Genomic DNA, 17,047 nt, shown 5'->3' with positions numbered 1-17,047 from the left:
TCCTGGAGGCCGACCAGCGCGGTCGCGTGCGTCAGGTTCGGGAAGTACCCGATGCGGACCTCGGAAGCGGAGAGCTTCTGACCGCCGGCCGCGGCGGCGCTCGCCGGCTTGTCCTCGGACCCGGTCTTGTCGGCCTCGGAGCCGTAGCCGCACGCGGTGAGCAGCAGGGGGAGCGCCGCGGTGACGGCGATGGCGCGCAGGGTGGTGAGCGGTCTGGCGGAAGACACGGAGGTGTCCTTTCACGGATGGTTACGGGGAGCTGGGGAGGCGGGCGGCGTGGAGCCCCGGCGCGTGCCTCGTCGGCTCCCGGCCGGGACGGCGGCACGGGAGCGGGCTGGGGCGTGGAGGGCACCGGGCGCCCGCGAAGGGGCTACGGGTACGGGGAGCCGGACGCTCCGGGGTCGGGGGCGTGCGGTCGGGTGAGGTCGGTGAGGTCGGCCGGGGCCCCGTCCGCAGGACGGGGAGACCGGGTGGCACGGCACCCCGGGGATGCACCGGGCGTGCGGCCGCGACCGGCGGAGGGTGTCAGCCGGTCTGACAGATGGCGCTGGAGGTACGGACCAGGTCGATGTGCCGACGGGACGTCAGGGGCAGCGTCCGGACCGCGTGGAGCGGATTGCGCACGGCCGACCTCCCTGGATTCCCAGCTTTCCCACCGGTTCGGTAGGCATCTTGGCAGAGGGGAGTCATCAGCCCAAGAGGCCGCCCGGATGGTGGACATCAGCATCTCGCGATACGGGAAACCGCAGCTGGGGCCGCCGGTCAGGGGTTGGTCCAGGCCCCGGGATCCTCTGCCAGTTCCGATACGCCGGCGGGCAGCTCGGACGCCGCGACATCGGCGAGCGAGACCCCGTCGAGGATCTCGCGCACGTTGGCCCGCAGGGCGATCCACAGCGGGAGCAGCGACTTCGCGGGGCCGGTGTAGGAGAGGTCCGGCGGGCGGACGCCGCGGACCGAGACGAGCGGGCCGTCCACGACGCGGATCACGTCCGCGATGCTGATGGAACCGGCGGGCCTGGCCAGCCGGTAACCGCCGTTGCCGCCGCGCCGGCTCTGCACGAGGCCGCCCCGGCGCATGTCGTTCAGGATGCCCTCGAGGAACTTGTGCGGGATGTCCTGGGCCTCGGCGATGGCCTCCGCCTTCACCGGCTCGTCGTCCTGCGACGCGGCGAGCTGCAGTGCGGCGCGTACCGCGTAGTCCGCCCTGGCTGAGATCCGCATGGGTGCATTATCCCGCATCGCTCCTGGCCGGAACGCGCGCGGGGGCCGCCCGCCGGCCGCCCGCTCACGTGCCCGGCGGCCGGGCCTGCGGGGCACGGAGTGCGGTGCCCGGCGTCAGCGGAAGGCCGCCGCCACCGTGCGGTGGGAGCCGTTGAGGTAGTGGTCGCCGACGGAGCGCAGGCGGTGCGCGACCGGGCGGTGCGCCGTCAGGACGCGGGCGTTGCGCCAGAACCGGTCCAGGCCCGGGGCGTCGGCGAGTTCCAGGACCCGGGCGGTGATGCGCAGGGTCGCCTTCGAGGTCACGGCTTCGGCCGTGGCGGCCAGGGCGGCCGTGGCCGCCGCCTCCTCGGCGTCGAGCCTCGCCCCCGCGGCGAGGGCCTGCGCCATGAGGTCGGTCGCCCGGTCGACCACGGCGGCGGCCGCCTGGGCGGCGGAGGCGAGTTCGCCGTAGGTCAGCAGGAGGTCCGGGTCCTCGCCGGGCAGGCGGTGCGCGCGGCCGCCCCGGCTGAGGTCGCGGGCTTCGATGAGGGCTCCCTCGGCGATCCCGAGGGCGACGTGACAGAGGGCGAGCCGGAGCGCCGGCTCCGCGAGCGCGGTGAAGGGCGGGGCCGACTCCTCGTCGTGGGGGCGGCGGCCCAGTACCTGGCCGGGGGCGATCGCGACCCGGTCGAGGAGGACCGTGCCCGCGCCGGCGACGCGCTGTCCGAGGCGGTCGTGGGCGGGTTCGACCGTGACGCCGCGGGTGCCGGGCGGGATCCGTACGACCAGGACGTCTCCGGTCGCCGCGCAGAGGGCGTCCAGCACGATCTGGTCGGCGGCGGTCACCGCCGTCTCCACCGGCCGGCTCCCGGTCAGCAGGTGGCCGGCGGTGCGGGGCCGCAGGGTGAGGTCCGCTCCTTCGCCGCCGAGGCCATCGGGAGTGGGGGCCTGCACCGCGCCGGTCCACAGCCACCGCTCGCGCACCGACTGCTCTTCGAGGGCCGTCGCGTGCTCGGGGCCCGCGTAGAAGCGCCCGCTCCAGGAGTGGACGTAATGGCGGGCGAGCAGGTCTCCGACGGAGCCGTCCGCCGCCGCGACCTCCCGTATGACGGCGCATCCGGTCCGCCAGTCCGCTCCCCGGCCGGGTCCGGGCGGGGTGAGGGCCGCCGGCAGGCCGGCCTCGCGCAGCCGGGCCGTCTCGTCGGCCGGCTGCTTCCCCGCCCGGTCGCGGACGATGGCGTCCGCCGCGAGGTCGTCCGCGACGTCGCGTGCGGTGCGCAGGAGCGCGCGCCGCGGCTCGTCGACGGGCCGACGGCCGGAGGGGGCCGGGCGGGCTGCTGTGCCATGGGGGACGGCGGTGGTCATGTCGGCTGCTCCGGAGCGTTGTCGGGGGTGTCGGCCGGTCGCGGGGAGGCCGCGGAAGGCCGCGCCGCAACGTATCCCCATCTTTCCCATCGAATTGATAGGGATACTCGCCCCAAGCGACCTTCCCGGCAAGAGCACGCCCGCATCGTGGACGATTCGATTTCAGGATGGAAGACGGTGCAGGTCGGCAGCCTGGTCTCGGACAGGAGTACGGACGGACGCGCCGTCAGGAAGGGCCCGGCGCAAGGACGGTGCCCGCTGCCGCGGCGTCACCTCCGACGGGCCCGGGGTGAGAAGATCACCTGCCATGAGCACCAAGCCGACGCCCTTCGACGAACTCGACCGGAAGATCGTCGCGACCCTGATGGAGAACGCCCGGGCGAGCTTCTCCGAGATCGGGGCGGCCATCGGCCTGTCGGCCACCGCCGTCAAACGCCGCGTGGACCGGCTGCGCAAGGCCGACGTCATCACCGGGTTCAGGGCCACGGTCCGGCCTGCCGCGCTCGGCTGGCGCACCGAGGCGTACATCGAGGTGTACTGCGACAGCGCGGCGCCGCCCAGGCGCCTCGCGGAGGTCGCGCGCAAGTACCCGGAGATCGCGGCGGCCATGACGGTGACCGGGGCGGCCGACGCCCTGTTCCACGTCAGGGCGACGGACGTGGAGCACTTCGAGGAGGTGCTGGAACGGATCCGCAGCGAGCCCTTCATCCGCAAGACCATCAGCTACATGGTGCTGTCCCACCTGCTCCCGGAGAGCCCGGAGGCGGGTGCCAGCGCCTCCGCACCGGGCCACGCCCCCGCGCGGGACGCCATGGGCACCTCGGGCGTCACGGGCACCAAGGGCGCAGGAATCCTGCTCTGAGAGACCGGTACGCGCAGGATATCTGCGCCAGTGCGCAGCTCTTCGTGCTTGTCGCGCTCGCCGAGCGCTTCCTACGGTGGGGGCACTCCCCCAGTCGTCACCGCAGGAAGCGGAGGAATCTCTGTGCCCGCAGGACACGGTCAGCTCAGCCGTAGCCGGCGCCCGAGGCGCTATCTGATGTGCGAGCCCCGTCATTTCGACGTGCGCTACGCCATCAACCCGTGGATGGACACCGGCGCTCCTGTCGACCCCGTGCTCGCCGGTGACCAGTGGCGTTCCCTCGTCCAGGCGTACCGCGACCACGGCCACACGGTCGAGACGGTCCCGCCGGCGGAGGGCCTGCCCGACATGGTGTTCGCGGCGAACGCGGCCCTCGTACTGGGCGGCCGGGTCCTCGGGTCCTCGTTCCACGCGCCCGAACGGCGGCCGGAGTCCGCGGAGTACGAGGCGTGGTTCAAGCAGGCCGGGTTCGAGGTCCACCGCGCCGAGGCGGTCTGCGAGGGAGAAGGGGACCTCGTGCCGACGGGCCGGTTCGTGCTGGCGGGCACCGGCTTCCGCACCCGGCGGGCGGCCCACCGCGAAGTGCAGGAGTACTTCGGCAGGCCGGTGATCAGCCTCGAACTCACCGACCCCCGCTTCTACCACCTGGACACCGCGCTGTTCCTCCTCGGCGAGGAGAGCGGCGGGGAAGGCGGGGCGGGCGAGGGCGGCGGGGCCGGCGCGGGGAACATCGCGTACTACCCGGCGGCGTTCTCCCCCGGCAGCCGCGAGGTGCTCCGGTGGCTCTACCCGCGCGCGGTGATCGCCACCGAGGAGGACGCCCTGGTCTTCGGGCTCAACTCCGTGTCCGACGGCCGCCACGTCTTCGTCGCCCCGCAGGCCCGCACCCTCATCGGCCGGCTCGCCGACCGCGGATACGTCCCCGTCCCCGTCGACCTGTCGGAGTTCCGCAAGGCCGGCGGGGGCATCAAGTGCTGCACCCAGGAGATCCGTTCATGACCACGACCACCGCCACCACCACGGCCCCCGTTCCCGCGGCCGCCGCCGGGACGCGCTCGTCGGCCCAGCTGATCCGCGCGGAGGAGCCGGTACTCGCGCACAACTACCACCCGCTGCCGGTGGTCGTGGCACACGCGGAGGGCAGCTGGGTGGAGGACGTCGAGGGCCGCCGCTACCTCGACATGCTGGCCGGCTACTCGGCCCTCAACTTCGGCCACCGCCACCCCGCCCTCATCGAGGCCGCGCACCGCCAGCTGGACCGGGTCACGCTCACCTCGCGGGCCTTCCACAGCGACATGCTGGCCGGCTTCGCCGAGCGGCTGGCCGAGCTGACCGGCCTCGACATGGTGCTGCCGATGAACACCGGCGCGGAGGCCGTCGAGAGCGCCGTCAAGGTGGCCCGCAAATGGGCGTACGAGGTCAAGGGCGTCGCCCCGGACCGGGCGACGGTCATCGTGGCGGACGGCAACTTCCACGGCCGCACGACGACGATCGTGAGCTTCTCGACGGACGACACGGCCCGCGGCGGCTTCGGCCCGTTCACCCCCGGGTTCCGGATCGTCCCCTACAACGACCTCGCCGCGCTGGAAGCGGCCGTGGACGAGACGACGGCGGCCGTGCTGATCGAGCCCGTCCAGGGCGAGGCCGGCGTCATCGTCCCCGACGACGGCTATCTCACCGGGGTCCGCGAGCTCACCCGGCGTACGGGGTGCCTCTTCATCGCCGACGAGATCCAGTCGGGCCTGGGGCGCACGGGCCGCACCCTGGCCGTCGACCACGAATCGGTCGTGCCGGACGTCCTGCTGCTGGGCAAGGCGCTGGGGGGCGGGATCGTCCCGGTCTCCGCGGTCGTCGCCCGCCGCGAGGTGCTCTCCGTGCTGCGGCCCGGCGAGCACGGTTCGACGTTCGGCGGCAACCCCCTATCGGCGGCCGTCGGTTCGGCCGTCCTCGACCTGCTGGCCACCGGTGAGTACCAGCGACGCGCCGCCGCGCTGGGAGCCGTACTCGACCGCGAACTGGCCGCGATCAGCGGTGCGGGCGCCGTCACGGCCTACCGGGCCCGGGGTCTGTGGGCGGGCGTGGACGTCGACCCCGCGCTCGGCACGGGACGGCAGATCAGCGAACGGCTCCTCGCCGAAGGGGTGCTGGTCAAGGACACCCACGGATCCACGATCCGGCTGGCCCCGCCGCTGACCATCACGGAGGAGGAACTCCTCACCGCGCTCGCCGCCCTGCGGAAGGTCCTGGCGTAGGGCCCGCCGCCGGGCGGTCCTCGGGTCGGCGGCTTCAGACCCGCGTCAGCACTTGAGGCCGGTGGACGCGGCCGTGGAGGCCTCGTCCAGCTTCTGGATCTGCGGCTGGAGCTTGGTGAGGGCGTCCTGCCCGGTGGTGTCGCCGGGCAGGTCCTCGTAGCCCTTCTTCAGGTTCTCCGCGGCCTGCTTGACCGCGTCCTGCTCCGCCTCCTTCAGCTTGGTGAGGTTGCTCTTGACGTCCTCCCAGTCCTTCTGGACGGCGTCATAGGCCTCCTTCACCTGGTCCTTGGTCGCGGATGCCGGGTTCATGGCCTTCAGCTTGGCGTTGTCGGACTTGAGGGCGTTCAGGTCCGTGCAGAGATCGGCCGCCGCCTGGGTGGCCTGCTCGGCGGCCGAGTTGTCGTCGCTGTCGTCGGAGCAGGCGGCGAGTCCGAGCACCGCGCTGGCGCAGAGCACGGCGACAACGGGGAATCGCTTCATGGGAGGCCTTCCTCACGGGGGCAGAACGGATGAACGCGATCTTTTCTGCATTCGTGGAAAAACTAAGCAGAAAGGCGGCGTCCCGCATCCGTACGCGGCCCGTTCGGAGTCACCGCCGCGGCCGCCGGTTCACCCTTGCGTGGCGGGCGGCCGCCCTCGGGACGGTGCTCCGTAGCTGGTGGCGATCGCGGCGGCCCGCTCGCGCAGGGAGTCGCGCAGCCACTGCGGGGACAGGGCCTCCGCACTCGTGCCGAGCTGCCACAGCGCCCATTCGGCGTGCCTCGGATCCTGGAAGGTGACCTCCAGCCGCAGTCGGCCGTCCGCGTCGGCCTCCTCGGCCTGGACGGCCAGCACCGTGTCCGCCAGTTCCTCCCGCCGCGCCGCGTCCACCAGCAGCAGCACGGCGACCTGTTCACCGCCGGCCCGGAAGCGTGCGCCGCGTTCCTGCCAGGCCCGGTCCAGGTCGACCCGGTCCGGCCGCTGCGCCGGTTCGTCGAGTACCTCCGCGTCCCGGATCCGGGACAGCCGGTACGTACGGTCCGCGCCGGAGCGCGTGGCCAGCAGGTAGCCCTGCTCCCGTACCGTCACCAGGCCGATCGGGTCCACCGTGCGCCACTGCGGGATCTGGCCCACGGCCTCGTAGCGGATGCGCAGCCTGTACCCGGCGAGGACCGCGCGCCGGACCTCGGCCGCCACGGCGTCGGGGAGTTCCTCGGCGGCCACGCGGCGCGAGAGGAGGTCGGTCTCCGGGTCGACGAGCAGGCGCTGCGCCGCGCCGGCCGCCGTGTCCCGGTAGGTGCCGGGCAGCGCGTCGACCACCTTGAGCATCGCCGAGGCCAGTGCCGAGCCGAGGCCGAACGCCTGGGCGCCGCGCCGCGATCCGGCGACCAGCAGGGCGAGCGCCTCGTCGTGGTTCAGCCCGGTGAGTTCCGTCTGGAATCCGGGCAGCAGCTCGAAGCCCCCGTGCCGGCCGCGTTCCGCGTAGACGGGGACGCCGGCGGCGGCCAGCGCCTCGATGTCGCGCAGCACCGTACGGGTGGACACCTCCAGCTCGCGGGCCAGGGCGGTCGCGGAGAGACGGCCGCGCTGCCGCAGGAGGAGCACGAGCGATACCAGCCGGTCGGCGCGCATCCGGAAACTGTACGGGAATACACGACACAGGGTGTCGTGAATGCTTGCGAGGCTTGCCCGGCAGCACGAACCGCAGGACAAGCCCCACGACGGGCCTCACGGCAGACCCGTCGCACACACGAGAAGGTGGCCCTCATGGCGCACTCCCTGGTCAACCCCGACGGTCTGCACAACCCGGTCCCGTTCGGCTACAGCCACACCGCCACCGTCCCCGCGGGCACGGAACTGGTCTTCGTCTCGGGTCAGTACGGATCGGGCCCGGACGGCTCGGTCGTCTCGGCCGATTTCGCGGAGCAGGTGAAGCGCGCGTTCCACAACCTCGGGATCGCCCTCGCGGCGCACGGGCTCGGCCTCGACCACGTCGTCCAGCTCAAGACATACGTGGTGGACCACGGCCTCGACAAGCTCGGGCCCATCGCCGGCGCACTCCAGGAGGGCTGGGGTGCGCAGCCGCCGACGCAGACCCTCATCGGTGTGGCGAGCCTGGCCACACCCGACGTGCTGTTCGAGGTCGAGGCCGTCGCCGCCCGCCCCTGACCGCGCGGCCGCCGGTGAACCGCCGTCCCGCGGGCGGCCGTACGCGGCCCGTCGGGGCCGCCGCATGCGCGAAGACGCCCGGCCGGGAGGTCCCGGCCGGGCGTCTTCGTGTGCTGCCGTACTGACGTGCGGGTGCTGCCGCACTGGTGGCTTAGTACCAGTGGTTGGCCTGCCAGAAGTTCCAGGCCTCGACGGGGCTGCCGTAGCGCTCGTTCATGTAGTCCAGGCCCCACTTGATCTGGGTGGCCGGGTTGGTCTTCCAGTCGGAGCCCGCGGAGGACATCTTCGACGCGGGCAGGGCCTGGACCAGGCCGTAAGCGCCGGAAGAGGAGTTGACCGCGGTGTAGTCCCAGCCGCTCTCACGGGTGACGATCTTGTCGAAGGCGGCGAACTGGGCCGGGTCCTTGATCATCTGCTGGGCGATCGCCTTCGCGCCCGCCGGAGCGGCCTGCGCGGGAACCGCGGCGAGCAGGGAACCCCCGACACCCAGAGCGAGGACGGAACCGGCGAGGGCCTTCTTCGAAGCGGCGATGCGGCGGATGACGGCGTTGGACACGGAGGAACCTTCCGACGGGGACAAGGACGGTCGCGGCATGCCGAAGACATGCGTGAGCCACTCACGCGAAGGAGAGGGGATCGTCCGGCGGGGGGCGGTGCGCCCCGGCCGCCTCGGCGACAACACCAGTTAGCCAGCCCGGCGCCGCCCTGGCAACGCCCCCCGCCTACGAACCACCCCCGCACACCGGGACCTTGGACCCGGCCCCCAGCCCGTGCGGCAACAGGCCGGCGGGCCTACTAACCCGGACCGGATGTGACCTGGGTCCTGTGGGCCGCCTCACCGCCCCACACCCCCGAAGTCACCCCCCGTAACCACTCACACCCTCTGAGGTGGGTGTCCCCCGTCACTCCCGCCCCCCGAATCAAAGGAAACCGGGGTGCCGGATCCCGCCTTCCGCAGTGCGCCGGTACTAGACCGTGGCTGGCGGCGCGGGGTGCAGGTGGCCGGCCGCATCGGCCGCCGTGTGGGGGGTGGCGAAGGTGAACGCGCGGGACGAGGGGCCGTACGCCCGCAGCTCCGCCAGCCGCTCCAGCGCCTCCTCGACCGTCGGGCGGTGACCGGCCGGGACCCACCAGAGGACGAGGTGCGCCTCGACGTGCCGCTCGAACCATTCGCGGCGCCGCCGCATCGCCTCCAGGTGCCCGCTGCGGTAGGCGAACTCCCACAGGGCCTCCGGGGTCTCCCACACCGAGAGGGTGACGATGACGTCCTCGCCCGCCGGACGCATGCCGGTGGCGTCGGCCTCGCCTTCCTCGACCAGCCGCCACACGAAGCCGGGCGCGCCGTCGGCGGCGGCGTTGACCGGGTCGAGCAGTTCGACGAAGGGCGCCATGCGCGGGTCGTCGAGGGGGTGGCGGAGCGTCGCGACGTTCAGCTGGGCGAGGTGGGCGGCGGCGTGCGCGGGTGAGGTCATGACCTCATCCCAGCACGCGCCGATTTCTATGTCAATGATCGTTGTTTTTAGAAACCTCGACCACCACGCAGCACTCCCCCGGACGGGCGTCCATGCGGGCGCGCACGGCGCCGTCCGAACCGAGCAGCCCTTCCAGCAGCGCGAGGTTCATGCCGCAGACCAGCGGCGGGAAGCGTTCGGCCACGGCGTGGAAGGGGCAGTTGCGCATGCGGACGACGCGCGCGGCGCCTCCGGAACCCTCGGCCTCCTCCAGGTGCGGCTCGTAGCCGCGGGCCGACAGAAGCTCCACGGCCTCCTCAAGGCCGCCGCAGGGTGCCGCGCCGCCGCGCAGCGACTCTCCGCGCCGCCGCGCGGCGGCGCAGAGCCCGGCGTCCAGCCCGGCCTCCTCCGCGGCTTCGGCGAGCAGCTCCGCCGCCGTGCGGTAGTCGCGGGCCGGCAGCGACACCGACCGCTCGACGCGCGCCCGGGTGTACACCTTCGCCGGACGGCCGGCCCCCGGCCCCGAGCGACCCGTCAGGCGGCGGCTGCCACTGTCGAGCAGCCCCGCCTCGGCCAGCCGGTCGAGGTGGTGCGCGGCGAGCGTACGCGCGACCCCGACCGCCTCGGCGGCTTCGTTGCGGCCGACCTCCCGGCCCTGCGCCGCCACGTACTCGTACAGGCGGCGCCGGACCGGATCCTGCAGCACCGCGATCACATCGATGTCTTCCACCTGCCCAGTCTAGGAACAACGCAGGTTGGAGATAGAAACCCGCGGACCGGCTGCGCACGGCTCACGGCTCACGGACCGGGACGCCCCGTGTGGCGGCGGTCACATCCGGGGGGTGTCACGTCCGGGGCGGCCGCGCTGTCCCTCCTGTGGAACCCAGACACCAGACAAGGGAGCTTCGGGATGGAGTCCGTCATGAAGTCCGTCATCGTCTGCACCTCCGTATCGCACGGCAACACGCGTCGCGTCGCCGACGCCATGGCCCGGGTCCTGGGCGCGAAGGTCGTGGCGCCCGAGGAGGCCGACCCGGCGGAGCTGGCCGCCGCCCAGCTCGTGGGATTCGGCTCGGGAGTCTTCTACGGCAGGCTCCACCCGGGCCTCGTCGGCTTCGTCTCGGCGCTGCCGCGGATGCGCGGCCGGGCGTTCGTGTTCGCCACCAGCGGGCTTCCGGAGCTGCCTCCGGCGCCCTTCACCCGTCCCCTGGTCCGGAGCCTGGAAGGCAAGGGCTTCCGGGTGGAGGAGAGCTTCTCGTGCCGGGCGTTCGACACCTGGGCGCCGTTCAGGCTCGTCGGCGGCATCCGCAAGGGGCGGCCGGACGGGGCGGACCTGGCCGCCGCGCGGGCGTTCGCCGAGCGGCTGCGGGACGGGAGCGGGGACCGGTCCTGAGCGCCGGGAGGGGGGAACGGCACGGGCGGGGACGGACGCGGGCGCGGCCCGGTCCGGCGGGTTCAGGAGCCGGGCAGCGCGCCGAGGACGCGGTCCCACAGGGAGCGCGTCGCTCCGAAACCGCTCTCGTGCACCCAGACGTGGGTGCATCCCGGGCACTGGAGGTGGAGCAGGCTCCCGGTGTTCGTCAGCAGGTACCGCCAGTGCGCGGAGCAGGTCCGTCCCCGCCCGCAGGGCTCACAGCCCCGCGAGTCCGCGCATGCGGGGCAGGCCACCCAGGCGCGCCGCCCGGGGTCCGCCTGCGGGTCAAGAGGCAGCACGGCCGTCACCCCGTACGGGGAGCACACCGGCCGCGACGAGGCCGTCGTGGATCCGCTGCTGCTCCGCGTCGAGTCCGGAGTACAGCAGGTCGTACGCGGCCTCCTCGCCGCGCAGCACCTCGACCGGATCCCAGTCCGGGCCGAGGGCTTCCATCACCTGGGCGCGCCGGAGGACCTCCTGGGCGGTGAGGTCGACAGCGAAGTCGGTGAGCGGGGACGCGTCGGGGGAAGGCGTCGGGTCGTGGCGGTGCATGCCCTCGAAGTTAGGTAGCCCTTTCTTGCCGGGTCAAGGGAGGGTGGGAGGAGTCACAGGGGTGCGGGGTCGGCTCCGCTGGAAGACCACTTCCGGGTCGGCCGCCGTCGGGCCGTCCAGCCGGGGCGCCGGCAGGCCCTTCAGGTGCCGGTCGAAGAAGTCGCCGGCGTACGCCAGGGTGATCTGCCGCGAGCGCGAGCCGGACAGCGGGGTCTCGGGGTGCGGGTACCCGGCCGCGTCGCCGAGCACCGGCCGGTCGGTGAACCCGGGATGGCCCATGCCCGTCACCGTGAGCCAGCGCTTCCAGCCGTCGAGCCGGGGCCAGGCCTCCTCCCGGCTCGTGTCCTCCAGGTCCGGGGGCAGCAGGGCCGGGTCGCCGCCGAGCAGCAGGAACGGCCGCCGATGGAGTGCCCGGCCATGCCGATCCGCCCGGCGTCGGTCAGCCGGGAGTACCGCCACGCGGGACGGTCTCCCGTGAGCCGGTCGAGCAGGAACGTCACGTCGCGCGCCCGGGCGTCGGACACGCGGCCCAGGGACCGGTCGGGGAAGACCTGCCCGCACGCTGCGCAGCCGAGGACCGCTCTGCCGCCGGGGAAGGAGGTGGCGTCCGACTCGTAGGCGTGGTCCACGGCGGCCACGACGTAGCCGCGGGACGCCACGTCCTCGGCGAGGGTGGTCAGCGAGGAGCGGGGCAGGGTGAAGCCGGGCGAGAGCACGACGAGCGGGTACCCGCCGCGGACCGGCCTCGGGAGCGCGCCCGCCCGCGCGTCGGCCCGTACGGCGGCGACCTGCTCGGGGGTCACGAGCTTCCCGGGTTCCCCGCGATCGGTGAGCAGTGCCCGGGCCTCGGCCACCGACAAGCAGGCGGCCGGGCCGCCCGTTAGATGGCTGGAATCCACCGGCCGCGCGGGCTGCCGGACCGGTTCCGGACGGGTGACCGCGGGTACGGCTCACCCTCCGCCGACGCCCTCCCCCGGACGCCGCTGGTGGCGCAGCCAGGCCGTCAGGGCGGCCTGGAGTTCGGCGACTTCGCGGGGGGTGAGGCTCTCCGCGACGGCTCCGGCGCACAGCCGTACGCCCGTCGCGGTCACGGTCCACCCGGTGCGACGGCGCGGCCGCGAGGCGAGGGTGCGGCCGTCGGCCAGGGCCCGCAGCGCTTCGCGGACGGGCGGGGGCACGCGGGCCGCGCCGGGCGCCGGGGTGGTGCGTGGTCGCGGGGTGAGCCCGATCTCGGTGTAGAAGGCGGCGAGGGCGCCCTCCAGGGACCCCGGGCCCGCCGGGGCGGCGCCCGTGAAGCCGGCGATGAGCTCCGGATGGGCGCGCGGCGCGTGCTCGCCCCAGGGGCGGGGGTGGAGGGGGCGTTCGTCGAGATCGAGGCGGACGCAGGCCGGGGCGATCAGCTCGCGGCTGTAGCCCCGGTGGACCAGCTCCGCGTACAGCTTGCGCAGCGTCGCGGCCTGGCGCGGAACCGGGTGCGGGTCGGGGGCGGCCGGGGCCCGTGGCCGGGCGGGTCTCGGCGCCAGCCCGAGGAGGCCGGTGCTGTGGTGCAGGACGCCCGCCTGGGTGAGCACCACCGTCGCCTGCCGGCCCTTCGCGTCCCAGCCGAGCCGGAACCCCACCACCGTCGTGCTCATCAGGGCGCTCCTCCCCCGGGCGCCGCCCGGGCCCGGCCGTCCAGAGCACGGTAGCCAGCACCGGGGGCGCCGGAAGCGGGCATGCCCAAGGTGCGCCGCCGGGCGGGCGGTTGTGGTAGGCGCGGTGCGGGCGTCGCCGTACGGCAGCTGTGACGCGGCGCACTTTGCGGGCGCTCGGGGCCGGGTGTCCGTGATCATGGCCGCATGGACGCCCGATTCCTCGCCATCGACGAGCTGGACGAAGCCCCCGCCGTGGCGGTCGTGGTCGACGTCATGCGGGCTTTCACCGTGACCGCCTGGGCCTTCGCCCAGGGCGCGGAGAAGATCGTACTGGCCGGATCGCCGGACGAGGCCCTGGAGCTGAAGTCCCGTCACCCGGACTGGGTGGCACTCAAGGACGGTGCGCTCGCGCCCGGCTTCGACGCCGTCAACTCGCCCGCCCTGCTCCGGTCCGTGGACCTCGGCGGACGGACCGTCGTGCAGAAGACCACGGCGGGGACGGTCGGCGCACTGGCGGTCAAGGACGCCTCGCTGGTGCTGTGCGCCGGCTTCGTCGTCGCGGAGGCGACGGCGCGGCTGCTGCGGGCCCGTGGGTGCGAGGAGGTCACGTTCGTGGTCACGGGCGAGGGCGGCCGGGCGGACGAGGACCTGGCGTGCGCCCAGTACATCGCGCGCAGGGCCGACGGGGCCGCGACCGACGCCGCCGGGTTCCTGCGCCGGGGCGCCCGCTCGCGCGCCGCCGCCGAGCTGACGGACGGGGTGCGGCAGGGCGCCCATCCCGATGACGTCGCGCTCTGCCTGGAGCTCGACCGGTTCCCGTTCGCCGTGGTGGCGTCCCCGGAGGACTCGCTCATGGTCCTGCGTCCCCACGCCGTGCCCTCTCCGGCCGGCGACGCCCTGGGCTGACCGCCGCCGAGCCCCGGTTCCCGGCGTGCGGGCGGGCCGCGTCCGCACGGCGGGCGGAAAATGCGTGCCGCTCCTGCCGCGCCGTGCCGCAGAATCACCGCATGGCAGAGGCAGACATGGAAGCATTCCGGAACGCGGTCGCCGCGTGGGCGGCGGCGGACGGACCGGGCGGGCCGACGGGGCCGGCCGGGGCGACGGCTGCGGAACGGGCCGCACGGTCTGCCGCGGAACGGGGAATCGGCACCGTGGTGCTGGTGGAGGGGCCGAGCGACCTGGCCGCCGTCGAGACGCTCGCCGCACGCGTCGGCCGCGACCTGTCCGCCGAGGGCGTCTGCGTCCTCTCCATGGGCGGGGCGATGAACGTCGGCCGTTACGCCCGCGTCCTGGGACCGTCCGGGCTGGGACTGCGCGTCGCCGGACTGTGCGACGAACGGGAACGGCCGTACTACGACCGCGCCCTGGAGCAGGCCGGCGCGGCCGGCCCCGAAGTCTTCGTCTGCGTCAGGGACCTGGAGGAGGAACTCGTCCGCGCGCTGGGCATTCCGAGGGTCGAAGAGGTCATCGAAGCCGAGGGCGACCTCGTCCCGTGGCAGACCTTCACCCGCCAGCCGGCCCAGCAGGGACGCGACCCGCACCACCGGATCCGGCGGTTCCTCGGCACCAGGAAGGGCCGCAAGATCCGCTACGGCCACCTCCTCGTCCAGGCCCTCGACCCCGACCGCATACCCGCGCCCCTCCACGCCCTCCTCGCCGCCCTGCCCGCGCCCGCGACGGCGCCGTCCGGCGGAGCCGGCGGGCCCGCCTGACCGGGGGCGGGCGCCGCGCGCCCTGCGGGCTCCGCGTCACAGGCCTGCCCGGGTGAGGAGGCCGCGCATGCGGGACGGGGGGAGGTGGGGGCTGGCGGCCGCGGCGGAGGCCACCCGGGGGTCCTGGTCGGCCAGCAGCCGCGTCAGTGCCTCGGCCGGCAGGCGGGGGTGGGCCGCGGTCTCGCGGCGCACCGAGGCGTCCGGGTCCCCGGCCAGGCGGAGGAGGATTCCGGCCGGGAGGCCTGGGTCGCGCGGGGCCAGGCACCGCATCCTCGGGTCGGGGTCGTCCGCCAGGCGGCGGAGCACCTCCGCCGGGAGCGGGAGGTCGTCGGCCGGCCGCCACCGGACCCGCTTCAGCGGGCGGTGGGCGCGGTCGATGCGTTCCGCGGTGGCGGGGTCGATCCGGTCGCGGGCGCGCCGGGCCATCGTGGTGCGTACGCTGCTCTCCTCGTCGTCGAGGAGCCGCTCCACGACCGGCCCCGGGAGGTCTTCGGACAACGCGGCCGAGACGCGGAAGCCGACGTACGGCGAGTCCGCGTACGGCAGGGGATCCGCGGTCACCCACGGCAGGGTCAGCGTCCGGAGTTCCGTGGCCGCCAGCTCGTTCATGAACTCGCGTTCGAGCGCGGCGTCGTCCAGGTCCTCGCCGTCGCCCGGCACGAACGACACGATCCGTGCGTGGACCGCGGCACGGACCGGTTCCGGGGTGTCCTCGCGGGCGAAGACGCGGAGCAGGACCCGCATGCTGGGATCGGCTGCGAGCTCGTCGCGCAGCCCGGGCGGGAGGGCCGGGTGCGCGGCGAGCTCCCGGCGGACCTCGTCGTCCGGGTCGTCGGCCAGCCGGCGGGCGGTGCCGGCGTCGAGCGTGCAGTGGCGTACGGCCCCGGCGCGCGTGACCGGGTCGGCCAGCAGGGCCGGGACCAGGTCGGCGGGCGGGACGGGATGGGGCAGCCGCCTGTAGTAGGTCGCGCAGGCCGCCGAGCGGACCGTCGCCTCGGGATCCGTCAGCAGGAGTCGCCGTACCGGCTCGGGGGCGCCCGGCCACCACTGGGCCAGGGCGGCCCGGATCTGCGGATCGGGGTCCCGTGCGAGCCGGGCGCGCAGGTCGGCCGGCACGGCGTCGTGCCGCGCGGCGCTCTCCCGCACCCCCGGGTCGGGGTCGCCGGTCAGCCGCTCGAACAGCTCGCGCGGTGCTCCTTCGCCGGCGCCGGTCACCACGGCGGCGCGGATGGCCGGGTCGGGGTGCCGGGCGAGGGCCGTCCGGAAGGCGTGCGGCAGGCTGCGGTTGAGGGCGAGCGCGTGGGTGGACCAGTGCTCGTCGGCGGCGATGATCGCGGCGATCACCTCGTCGCCCAGGTCCGGACGCCGGGCGACGGCCTCGCCGTGCTGGTGCCGGAGCAGCCGGCCGACGAGCTCGGGCGGCAGCGCCGGGTTCTGCGCGAGCGCGTCCAGCACCTCGTCGAGGTGGACCGGAGGTGGCGTGGTGTCCGTCATGGGCCGGCGCCCTTTCTGTCTCGGCGAGTTGACCGCCCGGTCCTCCACGCGCCCGTCGGGAGTGCTCACCGGCCTCCGGTGGCCGCTCCGCCGCGTCAGGAGGGGGCGAGGACGCAGAACTCGTGGCCCTCCGGGTCGGCGAGGACGGTCCACGGGACGTCGCCCTGGCCGATGTCGAGGTCGGTGGCACCGAGGGTCCGCAGCCGCGCCGCCTCCGCTTCCTTGTCGTCTCCCGGGTACGGCAGCAGGTCGAGGTGGATACGGTCCGGGACGGTCTTCGCGTCGGGGGTACGGAGGAACTCCAGGTACGGGCCGCCGCCCTTGGCGGAGCGCAGCACCGCCTGATCGTCGGTCACCTCGCGCGGGGTCCAGTCCGTGGCCTCGCCCCAGAAGCGGGCCATGGCCCGCGGATCGGCGCAGTCGACGACGATGGCGGCGATCGGCCCGGTGTCCCGGTAGACCTCCCTCGGCTCCAGTACGCAGAACTCGTTGCCCTCGGGGTCGGCGAGGACCGTCCACGGCACATCTCCCTGGCCCACGTCGGCGGGTGTCGCACCGAGGGACAGCAGACGCTCGACCAGCTCGGCCTGATGGGCGGCGGAGGTGGTGGCCAGATCGAGGTGGAGGCGGTTCTTCGCCGCGGTCTTGGCTTCCGGGACCGGGATGACGTCGACGCAGACGAAGACCGGGTCCGGCCAGACCAGTCCGCCGGCGGGTCCGACGTAGGCGGCGGCTCCGGGACGGTAGGCGGTCCAGCCGAGCGCCTCCGCCCAGAAGTGGCCGACCCTCGCGGGGTCGACGGCCTTGATGTTCACCTGAACCGGTCGCAGCGCCATGCCGACGATCTTACGCGGTCCGGCCCGAAGCCCCTTCGGCCGCACAGCTGTTGGGAGGCCACCGGCTTCTTGCCCCCGCTGTGGCAGTTTGGCCGGAGATCCGTGGAACGGCTGCCACCACTGTGGC

The 17,047-nt window shown here is 74.3% G+C and carries 22 protein-coding genes and 1 pseudogene; 7 read left to right on the top strand and 16 right to left on the bottom strand.

From position 1 onward, the window contains the following. The 4 genes and pseudogenes from AC069X_RS23655 to AC069X_RS23640 form a co-directional block, all read right to left on the bottom strand. Positions 1-227, bottom strand: a pseudogene (locus AC069X_RS23655) (sulfate ABC transporter substrate-binding protein); the annotation flags it as partial. Positions 228-525: 298 nt separating this feature from the next. Beyond that, complete coding sequence (locus AC069X_RS23650; RefSeq protein ID WP_478731127.1) at positions 526-624, bottom strand: putative leader peptide; 99 nt, start codon at positions 622-624, stop codon at positions 526-528. Positions 625-762: 138 nt separating this feature from the next. Next, positions 763-1,221: an RrF2 family transcriptional regulator gene (locus AC069X_RS23645; RefSeq protein WP_478731125.1), complete on the bottom strand. Its 459-nt coding sequence runs from the start codon at positions 1,219-1,221 to the stop codon at positions 763-765. A 114-nt stretch (positions 1,222-1,335) separates the two neighbouring features. Continuing rightward, positions 1,336-2,565 carry an acyl-CoA dehydrogenase family protein gene (locus AC069X_RS23640; RefSeq protein ID WP_478731123.1) on the bottom strand — a complete coding sequence of 410 codons (1,230 nt, stop codon included), beginning with the start codon at positions 2,563-2,565 and terminating at the stop codon, positions 1,336-1,338. A 307-nt stretch (positions 2,566-2,872) separates the two neighbouring features. Between AC069X_RS23640 and AC069X_RS23635 the strand changes: the two genes are divergently transcribed. The 3 genes from AC069X_RS23635 (at position 2,873) to rocD (ending at position 5,679) form a co-directional block, all read left to right on the top strand. Further along, positions 2,873-3,427, top strand: a complete 555-nt coding sequence (locus tag AC069X_RS23635; protein WP_478731121.1) for an Lrp/AsnC family transcriptional regulator — start codon at positions 2,873-2,875, stop codon at positions 3,425-3,427. Between the two features lie 123 nt (positions 3,428-3,550). Then, on the top strand, positions 3,551-4,426 hold the full coding sequence (gene ddaH, locus AC069X_RS23630; RefSeq protein ID WP_478731119.1) for a dimethylargininase: 876 nt from the start codon (positions 3,551-3,553) through the stop codon (positions 4,424-4,426). Further along, positions 4,423-5,679, top strand: a complete 1,257-nt coding sequence (gene rocD, locus AC069X_RS23625) for an ornithine--oxo-acid transaminase (RefSeq protein WP_478731117.1) — start codon at positions 4,423-4,425, stop codon at positions 5,677-5,679. The genes ddaH and rocD overlap by 4 nt, the downstream gene beginning before the upstream one ends. Before the next feature lie 45 nt (positions 5,680-5,724). Here the strand turns inward: rocD and AC069X_RS23620 are convergent, their stop codons facing one another. Continuing rightward, positions 5,725-6,159 carry a hypothetical protein gene (locus tag AC069X_RS23620; RefSeq protein ID WP_478731115.1) on the bottom strand — a complete coding sequence of 145 codons (435 nt, stop codon included), beginning with the start codon at positions 6,157-6,159 and terminating at the stop codon, positions 5,725-5,727. Between the two features lie 129 nt (positions 6,160-6,288). After that, entirely contained in the window at positions 6,289-7,290 is a 1,002-nt protein-coding gene (locus AC069X_RS23615; RefSeq protein ID WP_478731113.1) for a helix-turn-helix transcriptional regulator, read from the bottom strand. Positions 7,291-7,425: 135 nt separating this feature from the next. Between AC069X_RS23615 and AC069X_RS23610 the strand changes: the two genes are divergently transcribed. Then, entirely contained in the window at positions 7,426-7,827 is a 402-nt protein-coding gene (locus AC069X_RS23610) for a RidA family protein (protein ID WP_478731111.1), read from the top strand. Between the two features lie 151 nt (positions 7,828-7,978). On the opposite strand, the gene AC069X_RS23605 is transcribed toward AC069X_RS23610, so the two are convergent. From AC069X_RS23605 to AC069X_RS23595, 3 genes are all read right to left on the bottom strand, one after another. Next, a complete protein-coding gene (locus AC069X_RS23605) occupies positions 7,979-8,383 on the bottom strand; it encodes an aggregation-promoting factor C-terminal-like domain-containing protein (RefSeq protein ID WP_478731109.1) in 405 nt (134 codons plus the stop codon). Between the two features lie 412 nt (positions 8,384-8,795). Beyond that, complete coding sequence (locus tag AC069X_RS23600; RefSeq protein WP_478731107.1) at positions 8,796-9,299, bottom strand: DUF3291 domain-containing protein; 504 nt, start codon at positions 9,297-9,299, stop codon at positions 8,796-8,798. Positions 9,300-9,330: 31 nt separating this feature from the next. Further along, positions 9,331-10,008 carry a helix-turn-helix transcriptional regulator gene (locus AC069X_RS23595; protein WP_478731105.1) on the bottom strand — a complete coding sequence of 226 codons (678 nt, stop codon included), beginning with the start codon at positions 10,006-10,008 and terminating at the stop codon, positions 9,331-9,333. 180 nt (positions 10,009-10,188) lie between these two features. Between AC069X_RS23595 and AC069X_RS23590 the strand changes: the two genes are divergently transcribed. Beyond that, positions 10,189-10,671 carry a flavodoxin family protein gene (locus AC069X_RS23590; protein WP_478731103.1) on the top strand — a complete coding sequence of 161 codons (483 nt, stop codon included), beginning with the start codon at positions 10,189-10,191 and terminating at the stop codon, positions 10,669-10,671. 62 nt (positions 10,672-10,733) lie between these two features. On the opposite strand, the gene AC069X_RS23585 is transcribed toward AC069X_RS23590, so the two are convergent. The 5 genes from AC069X_RS23585 to AC069X_RS23565 all read right to left on the bottom strand — a co-directional run bounded on the left by AC069X_RS23585 (position 10,734) and on the right by AC069X_RS23565 (position 12,878). Next, the gene (locus AC069X_RS23585; RefSeq protein WP_478731101.1) at positions 10,734-10,991 is read right to left on the bottom strand and encodes a hypothetical protein; all 258 of its coding nucleotides are present in this window, start codon (positions 10,989-10,991) and stop codon (positions 10,734-10,736) included. Further along, positions 10,978-11,244: a DUF6400 family protein gene (locus AC069X_RS23580; RefSeq protein WP_478731099.1), complete on the bottom strand. Its 267-nt coding sequence runs from the start codon at positions 11,242-11,244 to the stop codon at positions 10,978-10,980. The genes AC069X_RS23585 and AC069X_RS23580 overlap by 14 nt, the downstream gene beginning before the upstream one ends. A gap of 33 nt (positions 11,245-11,277) precedes the next feature. Beyond that, positions 11,278-11,523: a hypothetical protein gene (locus AC069X_RS23575; RefSeq protein WP_478731097.1), complete on the bottom strand. Its 246-nt coding sequence runs from the start codon at positions 11,521-11,523 to the stop codon at positions 11,278-11,280. A 5-nt stretch (positions 11,524-11,528) separates the two neighbouring features. After that, complete coding sequence (locus tag AC069X_RS23570; protein WP_478731095.1) at positions 11,529-12,047, bottom strand: alpha/beta hydrolase; 519 nt, start codon at positions 12,045-12,047, stop codon at positions 11,529-11,531. Between the two features lie 147 nt (positions 12,048-12,194). Beyond that, positions 12,195-12,878 (bottom strand): hypothetical protein, encoded by a 684-nt coding sequence (locus AC069X_RS23565; protein ID WP_478731093.1) that lies wholly within the window; start codon positions 12,876-12,878, stop codon positions 12,195-12,197. A gap of 204 nt (positions 12,879-13,082) precedes the next feature. Between AC069X_RS23565 and AC069X_RS23560 the strand changes: the two genes are divergently transcribed. Beyond that, positions 13,083-13,784: a 2-phosphosulfolactate phosphatase gene (locus AC069X_RS23560; RefSeq protein WP_478731091.1), complete on the top strand. Its 702-nt coding sequence runs from the start codon at positions 13,083-13,085 to the stop codon at positions 13,782-13,784. Between the two features lie 101 nt (positions 13,785-13,885). Then, the gene (locus AC069X_RS23555; protein ID WP_478731089.1) at positions 13,886-14,590 is read left to right on the top strand and encodes a TOPRIM nucleotidyl transferase/hydrolase domain-containing protein; all 705 of its coding nucleotides are present in this window, start codon (positions 13,886-13,888) and stop codon (positions 14,588-14,590) included. 36 nt (positions 14,591-14,626) lie between these two features. On the opposite strand, the gene AC069X_RS23550 is transcribed toward AC069X_RS23555, so the two are convergent. Together AC069X_RS23550 and AC069X_RS23545 are read right to left on the bottom strand one after the other, a co-directional pair. Then, complete coding sequence (locus AC069X_RS23550) at positions 14,627-16,084, bottom strand: hypothetical protein (RefSeq protein WP_478731087.1); 1,458 nt, start codon at positions 16,082-16,084, stop codon at positions 14,627-14,629. Positions 16,085-16,179: 95 nt separating this feature from the next. Further along, positions 16,180-16,920 carry a VOC family protein gene (locus AC069X_RS23545; RefSeq protein ID WP_478731085.1) on the bottom strand — a complete coding sequence of 247 codons (741 nt, stop codon included), beginning with the start codon at positions 16,918-16,920 and terminating at the stop codon, positions 16,180-16,182. Positions 16,921-17,047: the final 127 nt, after the last annotated feature.

It is taken from the genome of Streptomyces sp. NPDC043896 (assembly GCF_056435605.1).
Note: the sequence above shows the minus strand (reverse complement) of the source record. Positions and strands in the feature narration are given on the sequence as shown.

Excerpts from the sequence above, each read along its gene's own strand:
- AC069X_RS23610 (WP_478731111.1), top strand. The coding sequence starts at position 7,426 with ATGGCGCACTCCCTGGTCAACCCCGACGGTCTGCACAACCCGGTCCCG.
- AC069X_RS23550 (WP_478731087.1), bottom strand. The coding sequence starts at position 16,084 with ATGACGGACACCACGCCACCTCCGGTCCACCTCGACGAGGTGCTGGAC.
- rocD (WP_478731117.1), top strand. The coding sequence starts at position 4,423 with ATGACCACGACCACCGCCACCACCACGGCCCCCGTTCCCGCGGCCGCC.
- AC069X_RS23615 (WP_478731113.1), bottom strand. The coding sequence starts at position 7,290 with ATGCGCGCCGACCGGCTGGTATCGCTCGTGCTCCTCCTGCGGCAGCGC.
- AC069X_RS23545 (WP_478731085.1), bottom strand. The coding sequence starts at position 16,920 with ATGGCGCTGCGACCGGTTCAGGTGAACATCAAGGCCGTCGACCCCGCG.
- AC069X_RS23640 (WP_478731123.1), bottom strand. The coding sequence starts at position 2,565 with ATGACCACCGCCGTCCCCCATGGCACAGCAGCCCGCCCGGCCCCCTCC.
- AC069X_RS23580 (WP_478731099.1), bottom strand. The coding sequence starts at position 11,244 with ATGCACCGCCACGACCCGACGCCTTCCCCCGACGCGTCCCCGCTCACC.
- AC069X_RS23575 (WP_478731097.1), bottom strand. The coding sequence starts at position 11,523 with ATGGGCCATCCCGGGTTCACCGACCGGCCGGTGCTCGGCGACGCGGCC.
- AC069X_RS23590 (WP_478731103.1), top strand. The coding sequence starts at position 10,189 with ATGGAGTCCGTCATGAAGTCCGTCATCGTCTGCACCTCCGTATCGCAC.
- AC069X_RS23635 (WP_478731121.1), top strand. The coding sequence starts at position 2,873 with ATGAGCACCAAGCCGACGCCCTTCGACGAACTCGACCGGAAGATCGTC.
- AC069X_RS23600 (WP_478731107.1), bottom strand. The coding sequence starts at position 9,299 with ATGACCTCACCCGCGCACGCCGCCGCCCACCTCGCCCAGCTGAACGTC.
- AC069X_RS23565 (WP_478731093.1), bottom strand. The coding sequence starts at position 12,878 with ATGAGCACGACGGTGGTGGGGTTCCGGCTCGGCTGGGACGCGAAGGGC.
- AC069X_RS23645 (WP_478731125.1), bottom strand. The coding sequence starts at position 1,221 with ATGCGGATCTCAGCCAGGGCGGACTACGCGGTACGCGCCGCACTGCAG.
- AC069X_RS23620 (WP_478731115.1), bottom strand. The coding sequence starts at position 6,159 with ATGAAGCGATTCCCCGTTGTCGCCGTGCTCTGCGCCAGCGCGGTGCTC.
- AC069X_RS23560 (WP_478731091.1), top strand. The coding sequence starts at position 13,083 with ATGGACGCCCGATTCCTCGCCATCGACGAGCTGGACGAAGCCCCCGCC.
- AC069X_RS23555 (WP_478731089.1), top strand. The coding sequence starts at position 13,886 with ATGGCAGAGGCAGACATGGAAGCATTCCGGAACGCGGTCGCCGCGTGG.